General features: G+C 77.0%; 11 protein-coding genes. 10 read left to right on the top strand and 1 reads right to left on the bottom strand.

Annotated elements, in window-relative coordinates; genetic code table 11:
- Positions 1 to 40 precede the first annotated feature (40 nt).
- The 10 genes from J0910_RS21015 (at position 41) to J0910_RS20970 (ending at position 15,717) form a co-directional block, all read left to right on the top strand.
- Positions 41 to 7,120: an amino acid adenylation domain-containing protein gene (locus J0910_RS21015; RefSeq protein WP_420160263.1), complete on the top strand. Its 7,080-nt coding sequence runs from the start codon at positions 41 to 43 to the stop codon at positions 7,118 to 7,120.
- 120 nt (positions 7,121 to 7,240) lie between these two features.
- Positions 7,241 to 8,215 carry an ABC transporter substrate-binding protein gene (locus tag J0910_RS21010; protein WP_420160262.1) on the top strand — a complete coding sequence of 325 codons (975 nt, stop codon included), beginning with the start codon at positions 7,241 to 7,243 and terminating at the stop codon, positions 8,213 to 8,215.
- 487 nt (positions 8,216 to 8,702) lie between these two features.
- Positions 8,703 to 9,338, top strand: coding sequence for a GNAT family N-acetyltransferase (locus tag J0910_RS21005; RefSeq protein WP_420160261.1), 636 nt, complete (start codon positions 8,703 to 8,705; stop codon positions 9,336 to 9,338).
- A complete protein-coding gene (entS, locus tag J0910_RS21000) occupies positions 9,335 to 10,603 on the top strand; it encodes an enterobactin transporter EntS (RefSeq protein WP_420160260.1) in 1,269 nt (422 codons plus the stop codon). Before J0910_RS21005 ends, entS (J0910_RS21000) begins: the two co-directional genes overlap by 4 nt.
- A gap of 280 nt (positions 10,604 to 10,883) precedes the next feature.
- Positions 10,884 to 11,114, top strand: coding sequence for an MbtH family protein (locus J0910_RS20995; protein WP_420160259.1), 231 nt, complete (start codon positions 10,884 to 10,886; stop codon positions 11,112 to 11,114).
- Positions 11,111 to 12,448 carry an enterobactin transporter EntS gene (gene entS, locus J0910_RS20990; protein ID WP_420160258.1) on the top strand — a complete coding sequence of 446 codons (1,338 nt, stop codon included), beginning with the start codon at positions 11,111 to 11,113 and terminating at the stop codon, positions 12,446 to 12,448. The genes J0910_RS20995 and entS (J0910_RS20990) overlap by 4 nt, the downstream gene beginning before the upstream one ends.
- Positions 12,448 to 13,263, top strand: coding sequence for a siderophore-interacting protein (locus J0910_RS20985; protein ID WP_420160257.1), 816 nt, complete (start codon positions 12,448 to 12,450; stop codon positions 13,261 to 13,263). Before entS (J0910_RS20990) ends, J0910_RS20985 begins: the two co-directional genes overlap by 1 nt.
- A gap of 139 nt (positions 13,264 to 13,402) precedes the next feature.
- Positions 13,403 to 13,834, top strand: coding sequence for an aspartate 1-decarboxylase (panD, locus tag J0910_RS20980; RefSeq protein WP_420160256.1), 432 nt, complete (start codon positions 13,403 to 13,405; stop codon positions 13,832 to 13,834).
- 125 nt (positions 13,835 to 13,959) lie between these two features.
- Entirely contained in the window at positions 13,960 to 14,196 is a 237-nt protein-coding gene (locus J0910_RS20975; RefSeq protein WP_420160255.1) for a hypothetical protein, read from the top strand.
- Positions 14,197 to 14,427: 231 nt separating this feature from the next.
- The gene (locus J0910_RS20970) at positions 14,428 to 15,717 is read left to right on the top strand and encodes an MFS transporter (RefSeq protein ID WP_420160254.1); all 1,290 of its coding nucleotides are present in this window, start codon (positions 14,428 to 14,430) and stop codon (positions 15,715 to 15,717) included.
- Positions 15,718 to 15,790: 73 nt separating this feature from the next.
- On the opposite strand, the gene J0910_RS20965 is transcribed toward J0910_RS20970, so the two are convergent.
- The gene (locus J0910_RS20965) at positions 15,791 to 16,660 is read right to left on the bottom strand and encodes a (2Fe-2S)-binding protein (RefSeq protein ID WP_420162037.1); all 870 of its coding nucleotides are present in this window, start codon (positions 16,658 to 16,660) and stop codon (positions 15,791 to 15,793) included.
- Positions 16,661 to 16,996 lie beyond the last annotated feature (336 nt).

The following is a 16,996-nucleotide window of genomic DNA, read 5'->3' as shown; positions in this document are numbered from 1 at the left end:
CGCCGCGACCGACCCAGGACGTCCAGAAAGGCGAACCCACGTGAGCAGCGCATCCGGGCTGGAGGACATCCTCCCGCTGACGCCCCTCCAGGAGGGGCTGCTCTTCCACAGCGGACTCGGCGGTGGAGCGGCCGACGCCTACAACGTCCAGGTCGCCCTCGAACTGGACGGCCCCCTCGACGCGGCCCGGCTGCGCCGCGCCGCCGACGGGCTGCTCCAGCGCCACCCCCAGCTGCGCGCGGCCTTCCGCCGCCGGAAGAACGGCCAGCCGGCCGCCCTGATCGGCCGCTCGGTCCCCGCCGCCTGGAGGGAGGCCGAGGCCTCCGGTGGCGAGCTGGACGCCCTGCTCGAAGCGGAGCGGGCCGCCCGCTTCGACCTGGCCCGGCCGCCGGCGATCCGGTTCGTGCTCGCCCGCACCGCCCCGGACCGGCACGTGCTGGCCGTCACCCACCACCACATCCTGCTCGACGGCTGGTCGCTGCCGCTGCTGGTGCGCGACCTGTTCCGGATCTACGCGGCGGCCGGGCCCGACCGGCTGCCCCGCCCCGTCCCCTACCGCCACTACCTGGCCTGGCTGAGCGCCCGGGACCGGGCCGCGGCCGAGCAGGCCTGGCGCGACGCGCTGCGCGGCCTGCCCGGCCCCACCCGGCTGGCCGAGGCGGTCCCGGCCGAGCCGGCCCGCCCGGTCTCCGAGGACGGCCCGGTCGGCCCCGCGCCCGAGGCCGACCCGCAGGGCGTCGTGGTGGACCTCCCCGCCGAGCTGAGCGGCCGGATCGAGCGGGTCGCCCGGGAGCGCGGCGTCACCCCCAACACGGTGCTGCAGGCCGCCTGGGGCCTGCTGCTGGCCCGGCTGCTCGACACCGACGACGTGGTGTTCGGCACCACCGTGTCCGGCCGCCCCGCCGAGCTGCACGGCGCCGAGTCGATGATCGGGCTGTTCATCAACACCGTCCCGGTGCGGGTGGCGCTGCGCCGCGGCGAGAGCGCCGCCGCGCTGCTCACCCGGATCCGCGACGAGCAGGCCCGCCTCCTGGACCACGTCCACCTCGGCCTGGCCGACATCCAGAGCGCGGCGGGCGCCGCCGACCTCTTCGACACCCTGCTGGTGTTCGAGAACTACCCGCTGGAAGGCGCCGACCCGGCCGAAGGCGTGCCGGGCCTGGCGGCGCGGGTGCGCGGCTCCGCCGACGCCACCCACTACCCGCTGTCCGCCGCGGCCGTGCCCGGCGGCGCCCCCGACGGAGGGCTCCGGCTCAAGCTCGGCCACCGCCCCGACCGGGTTCCCGCCGGCTTCGCCCGCCGCGCCGCCGACTGGCTGGCCGGGCTGCTCGACGCGATCACCGCCGACCCGGACGCCCCCGTCTCCGGGCTCGCCCTGGGCGGCCCCGGTGAGCGGGAGGAGCTGGCCCGCGCCGAGTCCGGCGGCGCGGTGGACGTGCCCCCGGCGACCTTCCCCGAGCTGTTCCGGCGCCGGGTCGCCGCCGACCCCGGCGCCACCGCGCTCACCGGCAAGGGCGCCGCCTACACCGCCGCCGAGGTGGAGGAGCGCGCCAACCGGCTGGCGCACGCCCTCATCGCCCGCGGCGCCGGCCCGGAGCGCACCGTCGCGGTCGCGGTGCCGCGCTCCCCGGAGCTCATCATCGCCCTGGTGGCGGTGCTCAAGTCCGGCGCCGCCTACCTGGCCCTGGACCCGGCCCACCCCGACGAGCGGATCGCGGTGATGCTCGCCGACGCCGATCCGGTGTGCGCCCTCGCCTCCGACGGGCTGGCCGAGCGGATCGCCGGCCTCACCGGCGCCCCGCTGCTCGTCCCGGACGGCCGGGACGCCGCGGAGGCGGCCGCCGCCCGCGCCGACGCGCCCACCGACGCCGACCGGACCGCCCCGCTCACCCCGGACTCCGCCGCCTACGTCATCTACACGTCCGGCTCCACCGGGACGCCGAAAGGAGTCGTCGTCCCGCACGCGGGCATAGCCAAGCTGGCCGCCACCGCCCGGGACCGGATCGGCGCCGCCGGCGGCGCGCGCATCTCCCAGTTCGGCTCGCCCGGGTTCGACGTCGCCTTCTGGGAGATGTGCATCGGCCTGCTCGGCGGCGGCCGCCTGGTGGTGGTCCCCGACGAGCTCAGGGTGCCCGCCCCGCCGCTCGCCGACTTCCTGCGCGAGCAGGCCGTCACACACGCCGCCCTGCCGCCGGCGCTGCTCTCCGCACTGCCCGAGGACGTCGAGCTGCCCGCCGGCATGACGGTGCTGGCCGGCACCGAGGCGGTGCCGCCCGCCCTGGTCCGCCGGTTCGCCGCCCGCGGCCCGATGTTCAACTGCTACGGCCCCACCGAGGGCATCGTCAACGCCACCATCGGCGCCTGCCGCCCCCGCCCCGGCGAGCGGGTGCCGATCGGCCGCCCCGACCCCGGGGTGCGCGCCCGCGTCCTCGACCGGGGCCTGCGCCCGGTCCCGCCCGGCGTCCCCGGCGAGCTCTACCTGGCCGAGGCCGACCCGGAGCGGGCCGCGGTGCTGGCCCGCGGCTACCTGAACCGCCCCGGACTCACCGCGGCGCGGTTCACCGCCGACCCGGACGGCCCGCCCGGGGCGCGCATGTACCGCACCGGCGACCTGGTCCGCTGGAACGGCGACGGGGAGCTGGAGTTCCTCGGCCGCACCGACAACCAGGTGAAGATCCGCGGCTTCCGGGTCGAACCGGAGGAGGTGGAGGCGGCACTGGCGGCACTGCCCGGGGTCGCCGCCGCGGCCGTGGCGGTGCGCGCCGACGGCTCCGGCTCCGCGGCGCTGGTCGGCTACGCGGTGCCCGCCGAAGGCGCCGACGCCTCCCCGGCGCGCCTGCGCGACCTGCTCGCCGAGCGGCTGCCCGCCGCCATGGTGCCCGCGGCGGTGGTGCCGATGGAGGCGCTGCCGGTGCTGCCCAGCGGCAAGGTGGACCGCTCCGCGCTGCCCGAGCCCGACTTCGCCGCGCTCGCGGTGCGCCGCCCCGCCCGCGACCCGGTCGAGCAGCTGCTCTGCGACCTCTTCGCCGACGTGCTGGGGGTGCCCGAGGTCGGCATCGACGACGACTTCTTCGCCCTCGGCGGCCACTCGCTGCTGGCCGGCCGCCTCGTCGCGCGGATCCGCTCCGCGCTGGGCCGCGAGGTCGCGCTGCGCACCGTCTTCGACGCCCCCACCGTGGCCCGGCTGGTCCGGAGCCTCGGCGCGGACCGGGCCCGCCCCGCGCTGCGCCCGGCGGGAGAGGCCGAGCGGCGCCCGCTCTCCTACGCCCAGCAGCGGATGTGGTTCCTGCACCGGCTGGACGGTCCGAGCGCCACCTACAACATCCCGTTCTGCGCCCGCCTCACCGGCGCGACCGACGTGCAGGCGCTGCGCGCCGCGCTCGGCGACCTCACCGACCGGCACGAGTCGCTGCGCACCGTCTACCCCGACGACGAAGGCGTGCCCTACCAGCGCATCCTCGCCCCCGAGCAGGGCCGCCCCGAGCTGCCGGTGATCGATATCGCCGAGGCCGAGGTCGATGCGGCGCTGGCCGAGGCCGCCGCCACCGGGTTCCGGCTGGAGTCCGAGCCGCCGCTGCGCGCCCTCCTGTACCGGCTCGGCCCCGACGACCACGTGCTGCTCATCGTGGTGCAGCACATCGCGGCCGACGGCTGGTCGGCCCGGCCGCTCCTGCGCGACCTCGGCGCCGCCTACACCGCGCGCCGCTCCGGGGCCGCGCCGGACTGGGCGCCGCTGCCGGTGCAGTACGCCGACTACGGCGCGCACCAGCGGGCGCTGCTCGGCTCCGAGGACGACCCGGACAGCGAGGTGTCCCGGCAGGCCGCCTTCTGGCGGGAGGCGCTGCGCGGGCTGCCCGAGGAGCTGCCGCTGCCCACCGACCGCCCCCGCCCGGCCGCGGCCCGCGGCGCCGGCGGCGCGGTCCGCACCGAACTGGGCCCCGAGCTCAACGCCCGGCTGCGCGAACTGGCCGGAACCGCCGGGGTCAGCACCTTCATGGTGCTCCAGGCCGCGGTCGCCGGCCTGCTCACCCGGCTGGGCGCCGGCACCGACGTGCCGCTGGGCACCCCGGTGGCCGGCCGGGACGACGCCGAGCTGGACGACCTCGTCGGGTTCTTCGTCAACACCCTGGTGCTGCGCACCGACACCTCCGGCGACCCGTCCTTCAGCGAGCTGCTGTCCCGGGCCCGCGCCACCGGCCTGGCCGCCTACGAGCACGCCGACATCCCCTTCGAGCGCCTGGTCGACCTGCTCAACCCGGTCCGCTCGATGAGCCGGCACCCGCTGTTCCAGGTGATGCTGGCCTACCAGCGGGGCGCGCGCACGCCCCCGGAGATGGCCGGCCTGCGGGTCAGCCCGCACCCGGTGCACGCCGACGCGGCAAAGTTCGACCTGGCCTTCGAGTTCTCCGACGCCGCCGGCGCGGGCGGCATGGAGTGCGCCCTGGTCTACGCCACCGACCTGTTCGACCGCGCCACCGCGGAGAACATCCTGGTCCGGCTGGAGCGGCTGCTGGAGGCGGTGGCGGCCGACCCCGGGACGCCGCTGGGCCGCATCCCGCTGCTCGGCGCCGACGAGCGGCGCGCCCTGGCCGCCGCCGCCCAGGGCCCGGACGTCCCCGCCGAGCGGGTCACCCTGCCGGAGCTGTTCGAGCGCCGGGTCGCCGAGGACCCGGCCGCCCCCGCGGTCCTGTGCGGCGCCGACGAATGGAGCTTCGGCGAGCTCGACGCCCGCGCCAACCGGCTCGCGCACGAGCTCATCGCGCGCGGCGCCGGCCCCGAGGACCTGGTCGCCCTGGTGCTGCCGCGCACCGCGCACACCATCGCGGCGATCCTGGCGGTGCTCAAGTCCGGCGCGGGCTACCTGCCGATCGACCCGGCCTACCCCGACGACCGGATCGCCGGGATGCTGGAGGACGCCGCGCCCGCGCTGGTCGTCACCGACCCGCGGCTGGAGGAGCGGGTCGCCGCCCTGGGCGGGCCGCCCCGCCTGGTGCTGGACGGCTCCACCGGAGCGGGCCGCCCCGCCACCGCGCCCACCGACGCCGACCGCCGCGCCCCGCTGCGCGACGACTGCGTCGCCTACACCATCTACACCTCCGGCTCCACCGGCCGGCCCAAGGGCGTCCAGGTGCAGCACCGCAGCGTGGCCAACCTGTTCGCCTCGCACCGGGAGACGCTCTACCTGCCCACCCGGCGCCGCGCCGGGCGGGACCGGCTGCGCGTCGGCCACTCCTGGTCGTTCGCCTTCGACGCGTCCTGGCAGCCGCAGCTGTGGCTGCTCGACGGGCACGCCCTGCACATCGTCACCGAGGACGAGATGCACGACCCCGAGCTGCTGGTGCGCCGGCTGCGCGACGAGCGCATCGACTTCATCGAGACGGCGCCCTCGCACGCCGCCCAGCTGCTCGCCGCGGGCCTGGGCGTCCCCGGCGAGGACGGCTCCCGGGGCGCCCCGCTGACCATGGGCGTCGGCGGGGAGGCGGTGCCGCCGACCCTGTGGAACCGGCTGCGCCACCTGCCCGGGACCGTGGTGCACAACCTCTACGGGCCCACCGAGACCACCGTGGACGCGCTCTCGGCCCGGCTGGACGAGGGCGGGCGCCCGGTGATCGGGCGGCCCACCGCCAACACCCGGGCCTACGTGCTGGACGAGCGGCTGCGCCCGGTGCCGGCCGGCGTCGTCGGCGAGCTCTACCTGGCCGGCGCCGGAGTGGCCCGCGGCTACCTGGGCCGGTTCGGCACCACCGCGGAGCGGTTCACCGCCGACCCGTTCGGCGCCCCCGGGGAGCGCATGTACCGCACCGGCGACCTGGTGCGGCGGCTTCCGGACGGCTCGGTCGACTACATCGGCCGCTCCGACAACCAGGTGAAGGTGCGCGGCTTCCGGATCGAGCCGGGCGAGATCGCCGCCGCCCTGGAGGAGCACCCGGCGGTGGCCGCGGCCGCCGTGGACACCTGGGAGCCGTCCCCCGGCGACCGGCGGATCGCCGCCTACCTGGTGCCCGCGCCCGGCGCCGGGGGGCAGGCGGCCGACCCGGCGGTGCTCCGCCGGCACCTGGCCGAGCGGCTGCCGGACTACATGCTGCCCGCCGCCTACACCGTGCTCGGCGCGCTGCCGCTGACCGCGCACGGGAAGCTGGACCGGGACGCGCTGCCGGTTCCCGAGGCGGTGGCCGCCGCCCCCGGCCGGCCGCCGCGCACCACCCGCGAGGCGCTGCTCTGCTCGCTGTTCGCCGAGGTCCTCGGGGTGCCCGAGGTCGGGGCGGACGACGACTTCTTCGCCTCCGGCGGCCACTCCATGCTGCTGGTGCGGCTGCGCGCCCGGATCGCCGCGGAGACCGGGGCCTCCCCGTCCATCGCCGACCTGTTCGCCCACCCCACCCCGGCCGGCCTGGCCGAACCGTCCGAACCGGCGGACGCCGCCGGGCGGCCGGGGGAGGAGGGGGCGCGGCTCCCCGACGGCGTGGTGCCGCTCCGCGCCGGCGGCACCGCCGCACCGCTGTTCTGCGTGCACCCCTCCGGCGGCCTGGCCCTGGCCTTCGCCGGGCTGCGCCGGCACGTCTGGGAGGAGCGGCCGCTGTACGGCCTGGAGTCGCCCGACCTGGCCGCCGCGACCGGCGCCGGCGCCCCGCCCGCCTCGCTGGAGGAGCTGGCCCGGCACTACGTGCGGCGGATCCGGCAGGTGTGCCCGGACGGCCCCTACCACCTGGCCGGCTGGTCCTTCGGCGGGACGCTCGCCTACGCGATGGCCGGGGCGCTGGAGCGGGAGGGCGCCCGGGTGGGCCTGGTCGCGCTGCTGGACCCGCCGCTGCAGGGCACCCCCGCCGGGGACGGGCCGGAGGAGGGGCCGCTGGCCGCCAACCACCGGTTCGCCGCCGAGCTGCTGGCCAGGCCGGCCGAGCCGGGAGCGCCCCGGTACGGCGGCCCGGTGCTGCTGCTCACCGCCGAGGACGCCCCGGACGGTACCGCCGCCGCCTGGAAGGAGGCCGGCCCGAGCGAGGTCGCCGAGGTCGCGGTGGCCGCCGGGCACCTGCGGATGCTGGAGGGGGCGGGCCTGGAGGCGGTCGGCGCGGAGCTGGACGCCCGGCTCGCCGCCTGGGAGCGGGAGGCGGGCCGCTGACCGGAAGCGCCTCCGGGGCGCGGCCCCGGAGGCCGCGATGGCCCCACTAAGGCAAGGCTGCCCTATATGGATATAGGGTCGCCTCACTCGACCGCAGTCGACTTCTGAACGGAGCAGACGTTGCCCATCGACGTTCCCCCCACCCCGCCCGCGCGGCGCCGCTGGAGCCTCGGTGCCGCGGCGTGCGCCCTCGCCTTCGCCGCCGCAGCGTGCGGCAGCGGCGGCGCGGACGCCGGCGCCGAGGGCGAGACCCGCTCCTTCGCCAGCGACCACACCGACGAGGAGGTGCGGATCCCCGCCGAGCCGAAGCGCATCGTCGCGATCGGCTGGGCGGTCACCCCGCTCATCTCGGTCGAGGAGGCCGAGCTGGTCGGCGTCTCCCGGGGCACCCAGGACATGAGCCTCACCCCCGAGGAGCTGGAGCGGGTCGAGGAGCTGCCCGACGTCGGGACCGACCTGGAGATCAACATCGAGCAGATCGCCGAGCTCGAACCGGACCTGATCATCTCCGGGCTGGCCTCCGCCATGGAGTACGACTACTCCGAGCTGGAGAAGATCGCGCCGGTCGCGGTCGCCGCGATGAACGAGCCGGCCGAGTGGAAGGACATGAACGAGCGGGTCGCCGACGCCGCGGGGGTCGCCGACGCCCACGCGGAGCTGATCGAGAAGTACGACCGGCGGGCCGCGGAGATCTCCGAGGAGTACGCCGGCGTCCTGGAGGAGACCGACTTCGCGGCGGTGGCCGCCTACGGCGACGGCAACTGGACGCTGGAGCACGAGAAGTCCTTCGGCCCCAACATCCCCTCCGATGCGGGGCTGCGCTTCAGCGAGGAGGCCGAGGACGGGGCGTTCAGCGAGAGCCACGCCGTGGAGGACCTGGACGTCCTGAACGACTACGACGCGGTCCTGATCCGCGAGGAGGACGGCGAGCCGGAGGCCGAGATCGGCAAGATCATGGAGCAGGGCCCCTGGAAGGAGACCGGGCCGGCCAAGGACGACAAGGTCTTCGCGGTGCCGCAGCTGGGCGCGATGAGCTACACCACCGGCATGCTCGTCTTCGACGAGCTGGAGAAGCGCGTGCTGCAGAAGCTCTGACCCCACCGGAACGGGCCCCGGAGGGCCGCCGCCGGCCCGCCTCCCGGGCGGTCGGCGCGGCCGTCAGGGGAGGCGGGCGGGGGTTCCGCCTGCTCGCCCGGGGGCGGGGCCGGTCCGGGATCGCCCGGGATCCGGAGGGCATCGGGCCCGGCCCCGGACACCGGTGCCCGCCGGCCTTCCGGGAGCCCGCCGGCGCCGGGGCGCCTCCGGGCGGTCGGCGCGGCGGACGGGAAGCGGGGACCCCGCCTCCCGGGCGGGGATGCGGGGACCGTTCCCGGAGCGCCCGGCCGGGCGCGGACACCGGGGGAGACCCCGGGGAGCGGGGCGGGCGGCCGAGGGCCCCGGCGGCCCCGGCGGGCGGCGTCCGGGCGGCGGTGCGATGATCGTGCCCCGCTCCGGCGCGGAGCCGGGGCGCCGCCGGAGGCGCTGAACACGCAGTACGAGGACGCAGTACCGAGCCAGCAACCACCACGGAGGTGAACCGACGGTGCCGGACAGCACCCGAGCGCCCTGGCGCTCACCCAGGGAGATCGACGCGGGCCCCGAGGCGCTCGCCGCGGGGCCGCCTCCGCTGCCGGCCCGGACGGCGCCGTTCGAGGTGCGGATCGCCTCCGCCGAAGGCGCGGACCTGGAGCTCGTGCACGCCTGGATGAACCGCCCGCACGTCGCGGACTTCTACGACCAGGCCTGGCCCCGGGAGCGGTGGGCCGAGGAACTGGCCGGGCAGGCCTCCGGCACGTTCTCCCGGCCGCTCATCGTCTCCGAGGACGGCGCCGACATCGCCTACATCGAGCTGTACCGGGCCGCCCGCGACGTCGTCGGCCGCACCTACCCGGCCGAGCCGCACGACGTCGGGCTGCACATCGCCATCGGCCGCCGGGTGGACACCGGCCGCGGCACCGGACCCCGGATCTTCCAGGCGCTGACCCGCGCCGTGTTCGAGGCCGACCCGCACTGCGCCCGGGTGCTGATCGAGCCGGACACCGGGAACGCCGCGGTGCGCAAGGCCGCGCTGCGGGCCGGGCTCCGCTTCGGCGGGGAGGTCGAGCTGCCGCACAAGCGCGCCGCCCTCTACTTCGCGGAGCGCGCCGCCGCTCCGGAGGGCGGCGAAGCGGCGCGGTGAGGCGGCTCCGGGCCGCCTCCCTGGCCATCGACCTGAGCCCGCTGCGGGCCGGCGGCGCGTTCCGCATCCTGTTCGCGGTCCGGCTGGTCTCGCTGCTCGGCGGCGGATACCGGATGGTGGCGCTGCCGCTGCAGGTGTACGCGATGACCGGCTCCTCGGCGCTGGTGGCCAGCGTCAGCGTGGTCAACGGGCTGAGCTCGTTCGCCGGGACGCTCGGCGGCGGGCTGCTCGCCGACCGGGTGGACCGGCGCCGCCTGATGCTGGCCGCGCTGCTCGCCGAGACCGCCGTGGTGTCGGGGTTCGCGCTCAACACGGTGCTGCCGGGCGGCCCTCGGCTGGAGGTCGTCTACCTCTGCGCGGCGGTCAACGGCTGCTTCGGCACCACCGGGCTGCTCGCCCAGCAGGCGATGGTCCCGGCGCTGGTCGGCCGGGACCGGCTGCCCGCGGCGGGCGCCCTGTTCGCGCTGACCGCGCAGGCCGGAGCGGTGGTCGCGCCGGCGCTGGGCGGGCTGGTGATCGCCACCGCCGGCATCGCGGCGGGGTTCGCCGGGACCGCGCTGGTCGCGGCGGCGGCCTCGGCGTCGGTCCTGTTCCTGCCCGCCGCCCGCCCGGACGGCGCGGAGCGCGGCGGCGGCCTGCGGGCGGCCTCGGCGGGGCTGCGGTTCGCGGTGCGCGACCCGGTGGTGCGGCCGCTGATGGCGCTGGGCTTCACCCAGGCGGCGCTGGCCCTGCCGCTGGTGCTGATCCCGGAGTTCACCGACCGGGTATTGGAGGCGGGGGCCCGGGAAGCAGGGCTGCTCTACTCCGCCCCGGCCGCCGGGGCGATCCTCGCCTCGCTGACCAGCGGCTGGACCGGGCGGGTGCCCAGGCCCGGCGCGGTGGTCTGCGGAGCCGTCGCGGGCTGCGGTGCGGCGGTGGCGGCCCTCGGCGCCAGCTCCTCCCTGCCGTTCGCGCTGGCCGCCCTGCTGGCACTGGGCTCCGCCCAGGCGGTGGAGGAGATCCTGCGCTACGCCCTGGTGCAGGAGCGCACCCCGGACGCGCTGCGCGGCCGGGTCAGCGGGGTCTGGCTGGCCCAGGCCACGGTCGGCGGCTCGCTGGGGGTGAGCGTGATGGGCGCCCTGGCCGGCCTGCTCGGCCCGGCGGCGGCCCTGCTCGCCGCCGGATCCGCGTGCACCGCCGTGGTCGCCGCGGTCACCGCGGCCGACCCCGCCCTGCGCCGCCTGCGCCGCCCGGCCCCCGGTGCGCAGGGCGGCACCGGCCCGTAGCGGCCGGGCCCGGTCCGCGGGCGCTTCCTCGTCCTGGCGGCCGTGCTCGCCGAGATCTCCGCGGAACCCCCGCGCCCCCGCCGGACCACCGGTTTCCCCGGCCGACCGTGCCGGGGAGCGGGGAAAGCCACACAGGGACCCCTAAGGGAAGGCTTGCCTAATACCGAATGATGCGGGAAAGTGGCCCGGGGACGCGATGAGCGCCCCGGGCCGACCCATGCCGGGAGGGCCCCGCCCCGAGGCGGGCGGACGGACGGAACGGAAGCGAGGAGCTCGACCGATGACCAACCCCTTCGACGACCCCGAGGGCACCTTCCTGGTGCTGGTCAACGATGAGGACCAGTACTCGCTGTGGCCGGAGTTCGCGGAGGTCCCGCAGGGCTGGACCACCGTCTACGGGCCCGCCGACCGGACCTCGGCGCTGGAGCACATCGAGGCCAACTGGACCGACCTGCGGCCGCGGAGCCTGCGCGAGGCCATGGAGGGCGCCGGCGCCTCCAGCGGGGCATGAGCGGTCGCGGCCCCCGGCTCCGCAGCGCCCTGGGCCGCACGGCGATCGACGTCTCCCCGCTCCGGCTGAGCAGGCCGTTCCGGATCGTGTTCACCGCGCGGACCCTGTCGGTGTTCGGGCTGGGCTTCGCGCTGGTGGCGCTCCCCCTGCAGGTCTACTCGCTGACCGGGTCGTCCGCGCTGGTGGCGCTGGTCAGCGCGGTGGGCGGGATGTCGGTGCTGGGCGGCACCCTGGTCGCCGGCGTGCTGGCCGACCGCCACCCGCGGCGCACCCTCATCGTCACCGGCAGGTTCGCCGCCACCGTCGCGTTCACCGGGCTCGCCCTCAACGCGCTGTGGCCGGACACCCCCGCCACCCTGTGGATCATCGCCGGCTGCGCGGCCCTCAACGGCTTCCTCGGCACCTTCAGCCAGGTCGCCCTGCAGGCCGCGGTGCCCGGCCTGATCCCGCGCGACCGCCTCCCCGCCGCCGGCGCGCTGCTCGCGCTGACCGGCAAGCTCGGCGGCATCGCCGCGCCCGCCGCGGGCGGCGCGCTGATCGCCGCCTGGGGCTATCCGGCGGTCTACGCGATCACCGCGGTGGCGTCCGCGGCGACCACGGCCCTGGTGGCCCGGCTGCCCGAGATGCGCCCGGAGGCGGGCGGCGCGGACGCCCCCCGATCGCCGCTGGCCGCGATCGGCGACGGGCTGCGCTTCGCGGTCCGGGACCGGATCGTCGGCCCGGTGCTGCTGCTCGGCTTCGTCCAGCTGCTGCTCGCCGCGCCCTACGTGCTCATCCCGGAGATATCCGACCGGGTGCTCGGCGGCGGCGAGCAGACCGCGGGGCTGCTCTACTCGGCCTCCGCGGTGGGCGCCGTCACCGCCTCGCTGACCAGCGGGTGGACCGGGCGGCTGCGGCGCCGCGGCGCGGTGCTGCTCGGCGCGGTGGCGCTCTGCGGTGCGGCCACCGCCGGCCTGGGCGCGAGCACCGCGCTGGCCGCGGCCGCCGTCGCGCTCGCAGCCCTCGGCCTCGCCGAGATCATCGAGGAGATCCTGCGCTTCGCGCTGCTGCAGACCAGTACCCCCGACACGATGCGCGGGCGGGTGAACAGCCTCTGGACCGCGCAGAACAGCGTCGGCGGCTCCCTGGGCGGCCTGGTGCTGGGCGGCCTGGCGGCCGTCGCCGGGCCCGGGGCCGCGCTGCTGGCCGGGGGCGCCGCGGCGGTCGCGCTGACCGCCGCCATCACCGCGGCCTTCCCCGGCCTCAGGCGCGCCGGGGACCCGGCCGTGCCGCCGCCCCGCGCCCCCGCAGAACGGGCCGCCGCATCCCCCGAGCAGAAGAAGGAGAACGCCTGATGGCCGCCGCCGTCACCGAACCGCACCTGGAGTGGTACCCGCTCAAGCCGCGCACCCTGCGGGTCCGCGACGTCGGCCGGGTCACCCCGAGGATGATCCGGGTGGTGCTGACCGGTCCCGAGCTGGAGGACTTCCGCACCGACAACTTCGACGACCACGTCAAGGTCTTCCTGCCCGAGGAGGGCAGCCGGATCCCGGCCCTCCCCCGGGTCTCCCCGGAAGGCCGGTGGAACCTGCGCGACCCCGCGCTCACCTACCGGGACTACACGGTGCGCCGCTACGACCCGGACGCCGAGGAGCTCGTCCTCGACTTCGTCGCGCACGACCACGGGCCGGCGGGCCGCTGGGCCCTGGACGCCCGCCCCGGCGACGAGCTCGGGGTGCTCGGCCCGCGCGGCACCGTGCACATCGACCACGGCTACGACTACCACCTGCTCGGCGCGGACGAGACCGCGCTGCCCGCCGTGGCCCGCAGGCTGGAGGAGCTGCCCCGGGACTCCCGTGTCTTCGCGTTCTGCGAGGTGGCCGACGCCGAGGAGGAGCGCTACATCGACGCGCCCGCCGGGGCGTCCATCACCTGGCTGCACCGCGGCGGCCGCCCCGCCGGCGAGGCGCTGCTGGCCGCCCTGCGCGGCTTCGAGCTCCCGGAAGGGAACGGCTACGCCTGGTGCGCGGGGGAGGCGGTGATGCTCAAGCCGATCCGCCGCCACCTCAAGGAGCGCGGGTTCGTGCGCAACTCGACCTGCACCGTCGACGGGTACTGGCGGATGGGTACCGTCAACCACGACCACCACGAGGAGGACGGCGACGAGTGACGGCGCGCGGGGGCGCGGGTCCGCACCGCGCCGCCCCCGCGTGCACCGCACCGCGGCGCGCAGGCCATCATGGTGGACGCACGGGACCTCACCCGAGGCCTGTAGACATCGAGCACCGCGAAACGAGGACCGAGCTATCGTGCAGCGCACCCTCATCAACGGAAAGATCCACCGCGCCACGGTGACCCAGGCCGACCTGCACTACGTCGGGTCGATCACCATCGACGCCGACCTGATGGAGGCGGCGGACATCGTCGACGGCGAGCAGGTGCACGTGGTCGACATCGACAACGGCAGCCGGCTGACCACCTACGCCATCACCGGCGAGCGGGGCAGCGGGGTGATCGGGATCAACGGCGCCGCGGCCCACCTGGTCCAGCCGGGCCACCTGGTCATCATCATGTCCTACGCGGTGCTGGACGAGGCCGAGCGCCGCACGCACGCGCCCAGCATCGTGCACGTCGACGGCGGCAACCGGATCGTCGAACTGGGCGATGACCCGGCCGAGCCGGTCCCCGGCTCCGGCCAGCTCTCCGGTGCGGGCGGCGCCCGCCCGCGCGAGCGCGTCTGACCCCCGCCTCCGGCGCCCCTGCCGCGGGGCGCCGGAGGCGGACCTGTCCAGGGGGCCCGGCTGTCCACAACCGGACCGCACCGCGCCGCCGCGCACCGCCCGCGCCGGGTATGGCCGTCCCTGCGATGGAAGCCGACGAGGACCGGCGCCGCGTGGCGGCGCACATCGAATGGCAGAAGCAGGGGGCGTGGACCGTCCTCTGGGGCGCCTACACCCGCCGCTACTGGGCGTTCGCCCGCTGGCCGCTCCCGCCCGGCGGCGCGGTCGTCTCCGCCCCCGACCCGGACGCGCTGTACGCGGAGATGCGCCACGCCGAACGCGAGCACGGCTACCTCCAGTGGCGCCACCGGAACCGCGGCTGAGCGGAAGAGGGCGCGCGGAGGCCGGGACCGGTGCGGGGCCGCGGCGCCCCCGCCGCCGCGGCCGGCGGGAAGACCTTCGCGAACCGGGACGTTCCCCGGAGGGCGCCCCGGTGAGGACCCGGGCGGGAACGGATCCGGAGCGTTCACTACGCTTGCCGGGTCATCGGACCTCTGTGCGGGGTTCGCAGGTGGGACGGGCGAGGAGGCGGCTGTGGGCCGGGTGAGGCGAAGATGACCGCGGCGGATGAGGCGGCACCGGCCCGAGGGGCGGCGCCCGACCCCGCCCGGGTCCAGCGCAAGGCCGTCACCGCGCTGGTGATCGCGCAGGTCATCGGTGGTCTCGGGGTGGGGTCGGCGCTGTCGGTCGGCGGGCTCATCGCCGAGGACCTGACCGGTTCGCAGACCTGGGCCGGGATGGCCACCACCACCATCACGCTCGGCGCGGCGCTGTTCTCGCTGCCGCTCGCCGGGCTGGCCGCGCGCCGCGGGCGCCGCCCGGGACTCGGCCTGGGCTGGCTGGTCGCCGCCCTGGGCGGGGTGGTCGCCATCGCCGGCGCGCAGGCCGGGTACTTCCCGGTCTTCCTGATCGGCATGGCCCTCTACGGGGCGGGCACCGCCACCAACCTCCAGGCCCGGCACGCCGCGGCCGACCTGGCCGCGGAGCGCACCCGGGGCCGGGACCTCTCCCTGGTGGTGTGGGCGACGACGGTCGGCTCGGTCATCGGCCCCAACCTGACCGGCCCCGGCGCGGCGGTCGCCTCCCGCCTCGGCCTGCTCGACCTGCTCGGCCCGCTCCTCTTCTCCACCGCCGCCTTCGCCGCGGCGGGCCTGGTCACCTTCCTGATGCTCCGCCCGGACCCGCTGCTGCTCGCCCGCCGGCTGGAGGCGGGCGGCAGCGGTGCCCCGGCGGTCCCGGCCAAGGCGTCGCCGCGCGCCTCGATCGCGGTGATCGCGCGCAACCCGCGCGCCCTGCTGGCCCTGGTCGGCACGGTCGCCTCGCACACCGTGATGGTGGCGGTGATGACCATGACCCCGGTGCACATGGCGCACGGCGGCGCGGAGCTCACCGTCATCGGGCTGACGATCAGCCTGCACATCGCCGGCATGTACGCCTTCTCGCCGGTGGTGGGCTGGCTCTCCGACCGCATCGGCCGGGTCCCCGTGCTGTTCATCGGGCAGGGCGTGCTGCTCGCCGCGGCCGCGGTCGCGGGAACCGCCGGGCACAGCACCGCCCTGGTCACCACGGGCCTGGTCCTCCTCGGCCTGGGCTGGTCCTTCGGCCTGGTGTCGTCTTCGGCGCTGCTGGCGGACTCCCTGGCCCCGCACGAGCGGCCGGGCGCCCAAGGCGTCACCGACCTGCTGATGAACCTCGGCGGGGCGGCCGCGGGCGCCGCCTCCGGCGCGGTCCTGGCCGGGCTGGGCTTCGGCGGCCTGAACGCCTTCGCGGCGCTGTTCGTCCTCCCCGTCGTCCTGCTCGCCCTCCGCGCCCGCCGCCCCCGCCGCGCGGGGGAGGGGGCGTGAAGAAGGGGCGGCCCCGCCGGTGCGCACCGGCGGGGCCGCCCCCTTCCCTCCGTCGCGGGACGGGCCCCGCGGGTCAGGGGGCCAGGGCCGGGTTGCGGATCCACTCCTGCAGCTCGGCCTTGCGGTCGATGTCGCACTTGAGCGGGCAGGTGGTGCAGAAGCCGTGCTCCGGGTCGCCCTTGTAGTCGAAGCAGCAGGTGCCGCGGACCGCCCAGGTGCCGCGCGGGTGCCCGTCGCGGAACGGGAAGAGGCGCGGGCGGGCGCGGGTGACGGCGCCCGCCTCGATGAGCGCGTCGCCGAGCTCCCGGGCCAGGGTCCAGGCGGCCTCGGCGTCGTGGCCGAGGAACCGGGCCGGGTTCAGCATGTAGAAGTGGGCGGTGTCCAGCACCCAGCCCCACAGCGTGCGCAGGCCCACCCGGGTGTGCGCGTGGACCGCGTCGATGACCGGGCTGAAGGTGTCGACCGTGTGCCGCGCGGTCGCGGCGAGCAGCTCGTCGCGGCCGGCCACCGGCAGGGCGTCGCCGTGTGCGGCGGCGGGGTCGCCGACGAGGACGGCGGTCCGCGCGGAGGTGACGGTGGGGGTGCCGAACCGCCGGGCCGAGGAGAGCCAGGGGAACCAGAGGTGCTCGGCGTCGAGCAGCGGGGCGCGGCCGGTCAGGTAGACGCCCGCGGAGACCAGGAAGATCGGTTCGCGCAGCACGGCGCGGAGGAACGCGGTGGCGGCGGGCAGCCGGTGCCCGGGGCCGTGCGCCGCGGTGAGCCGGTCGAACAGCACGGGGACGTCGCCGTCGGCCACCATGAAGTCGGTGCGGTACCACTGCTCCCCGGCAGGGTGCTCCGTGCCGGCGCGGACCTCGGGGGTGCGGATGTCCGGCAGCGGCGAGAACTTCAGCGGCGTGCAGGCGTCGACCACCGCCTGGAGCGGGTGCGGGGCCATGGCCATTCGGCGGAGCCCTTCCTGGACGACGGGGTGCGTTTGCAGCTGGGCGGAGCGGTGGCCGGTGGGCCCCATCGGGGCACCGGTTTAACGGCCGCCTCTTAGCTGAGGCTACCCTAATGCTGAATCCGGCGGCAATGACCTGCGCACTTTTCCGCGTGTCCGTGTGATGTCCCCAACACTATGCCCCTGATCCGGTCACCCGGAATCAGGAGCGGCGGTAGCCTCGTTGGAATCGGCGGCCCCGCCACGAGCGGGGCTCCGCGCGGAGCGCTGCCTCGCCCACCGACCGGTGCGGACCCCCCGGACGGTCGCGACTCCGCCCTCCGGCCCCGACCCAGG

Origin of the sequence: Nocardiopsis oceanisediminis (genome assembly GCF_048595525.1) — a bacterium.
Lineage (GTDB): Bacteria > Actinomycetota > Actinomycetes > Streptosporangiales > Streptosporangiaceae > Nocardiopsis_A > Nocardiopsis_A oceanisediminis.
This window is presented reverse-complemented; position numbering and strand designations above follow the sequence as displayed.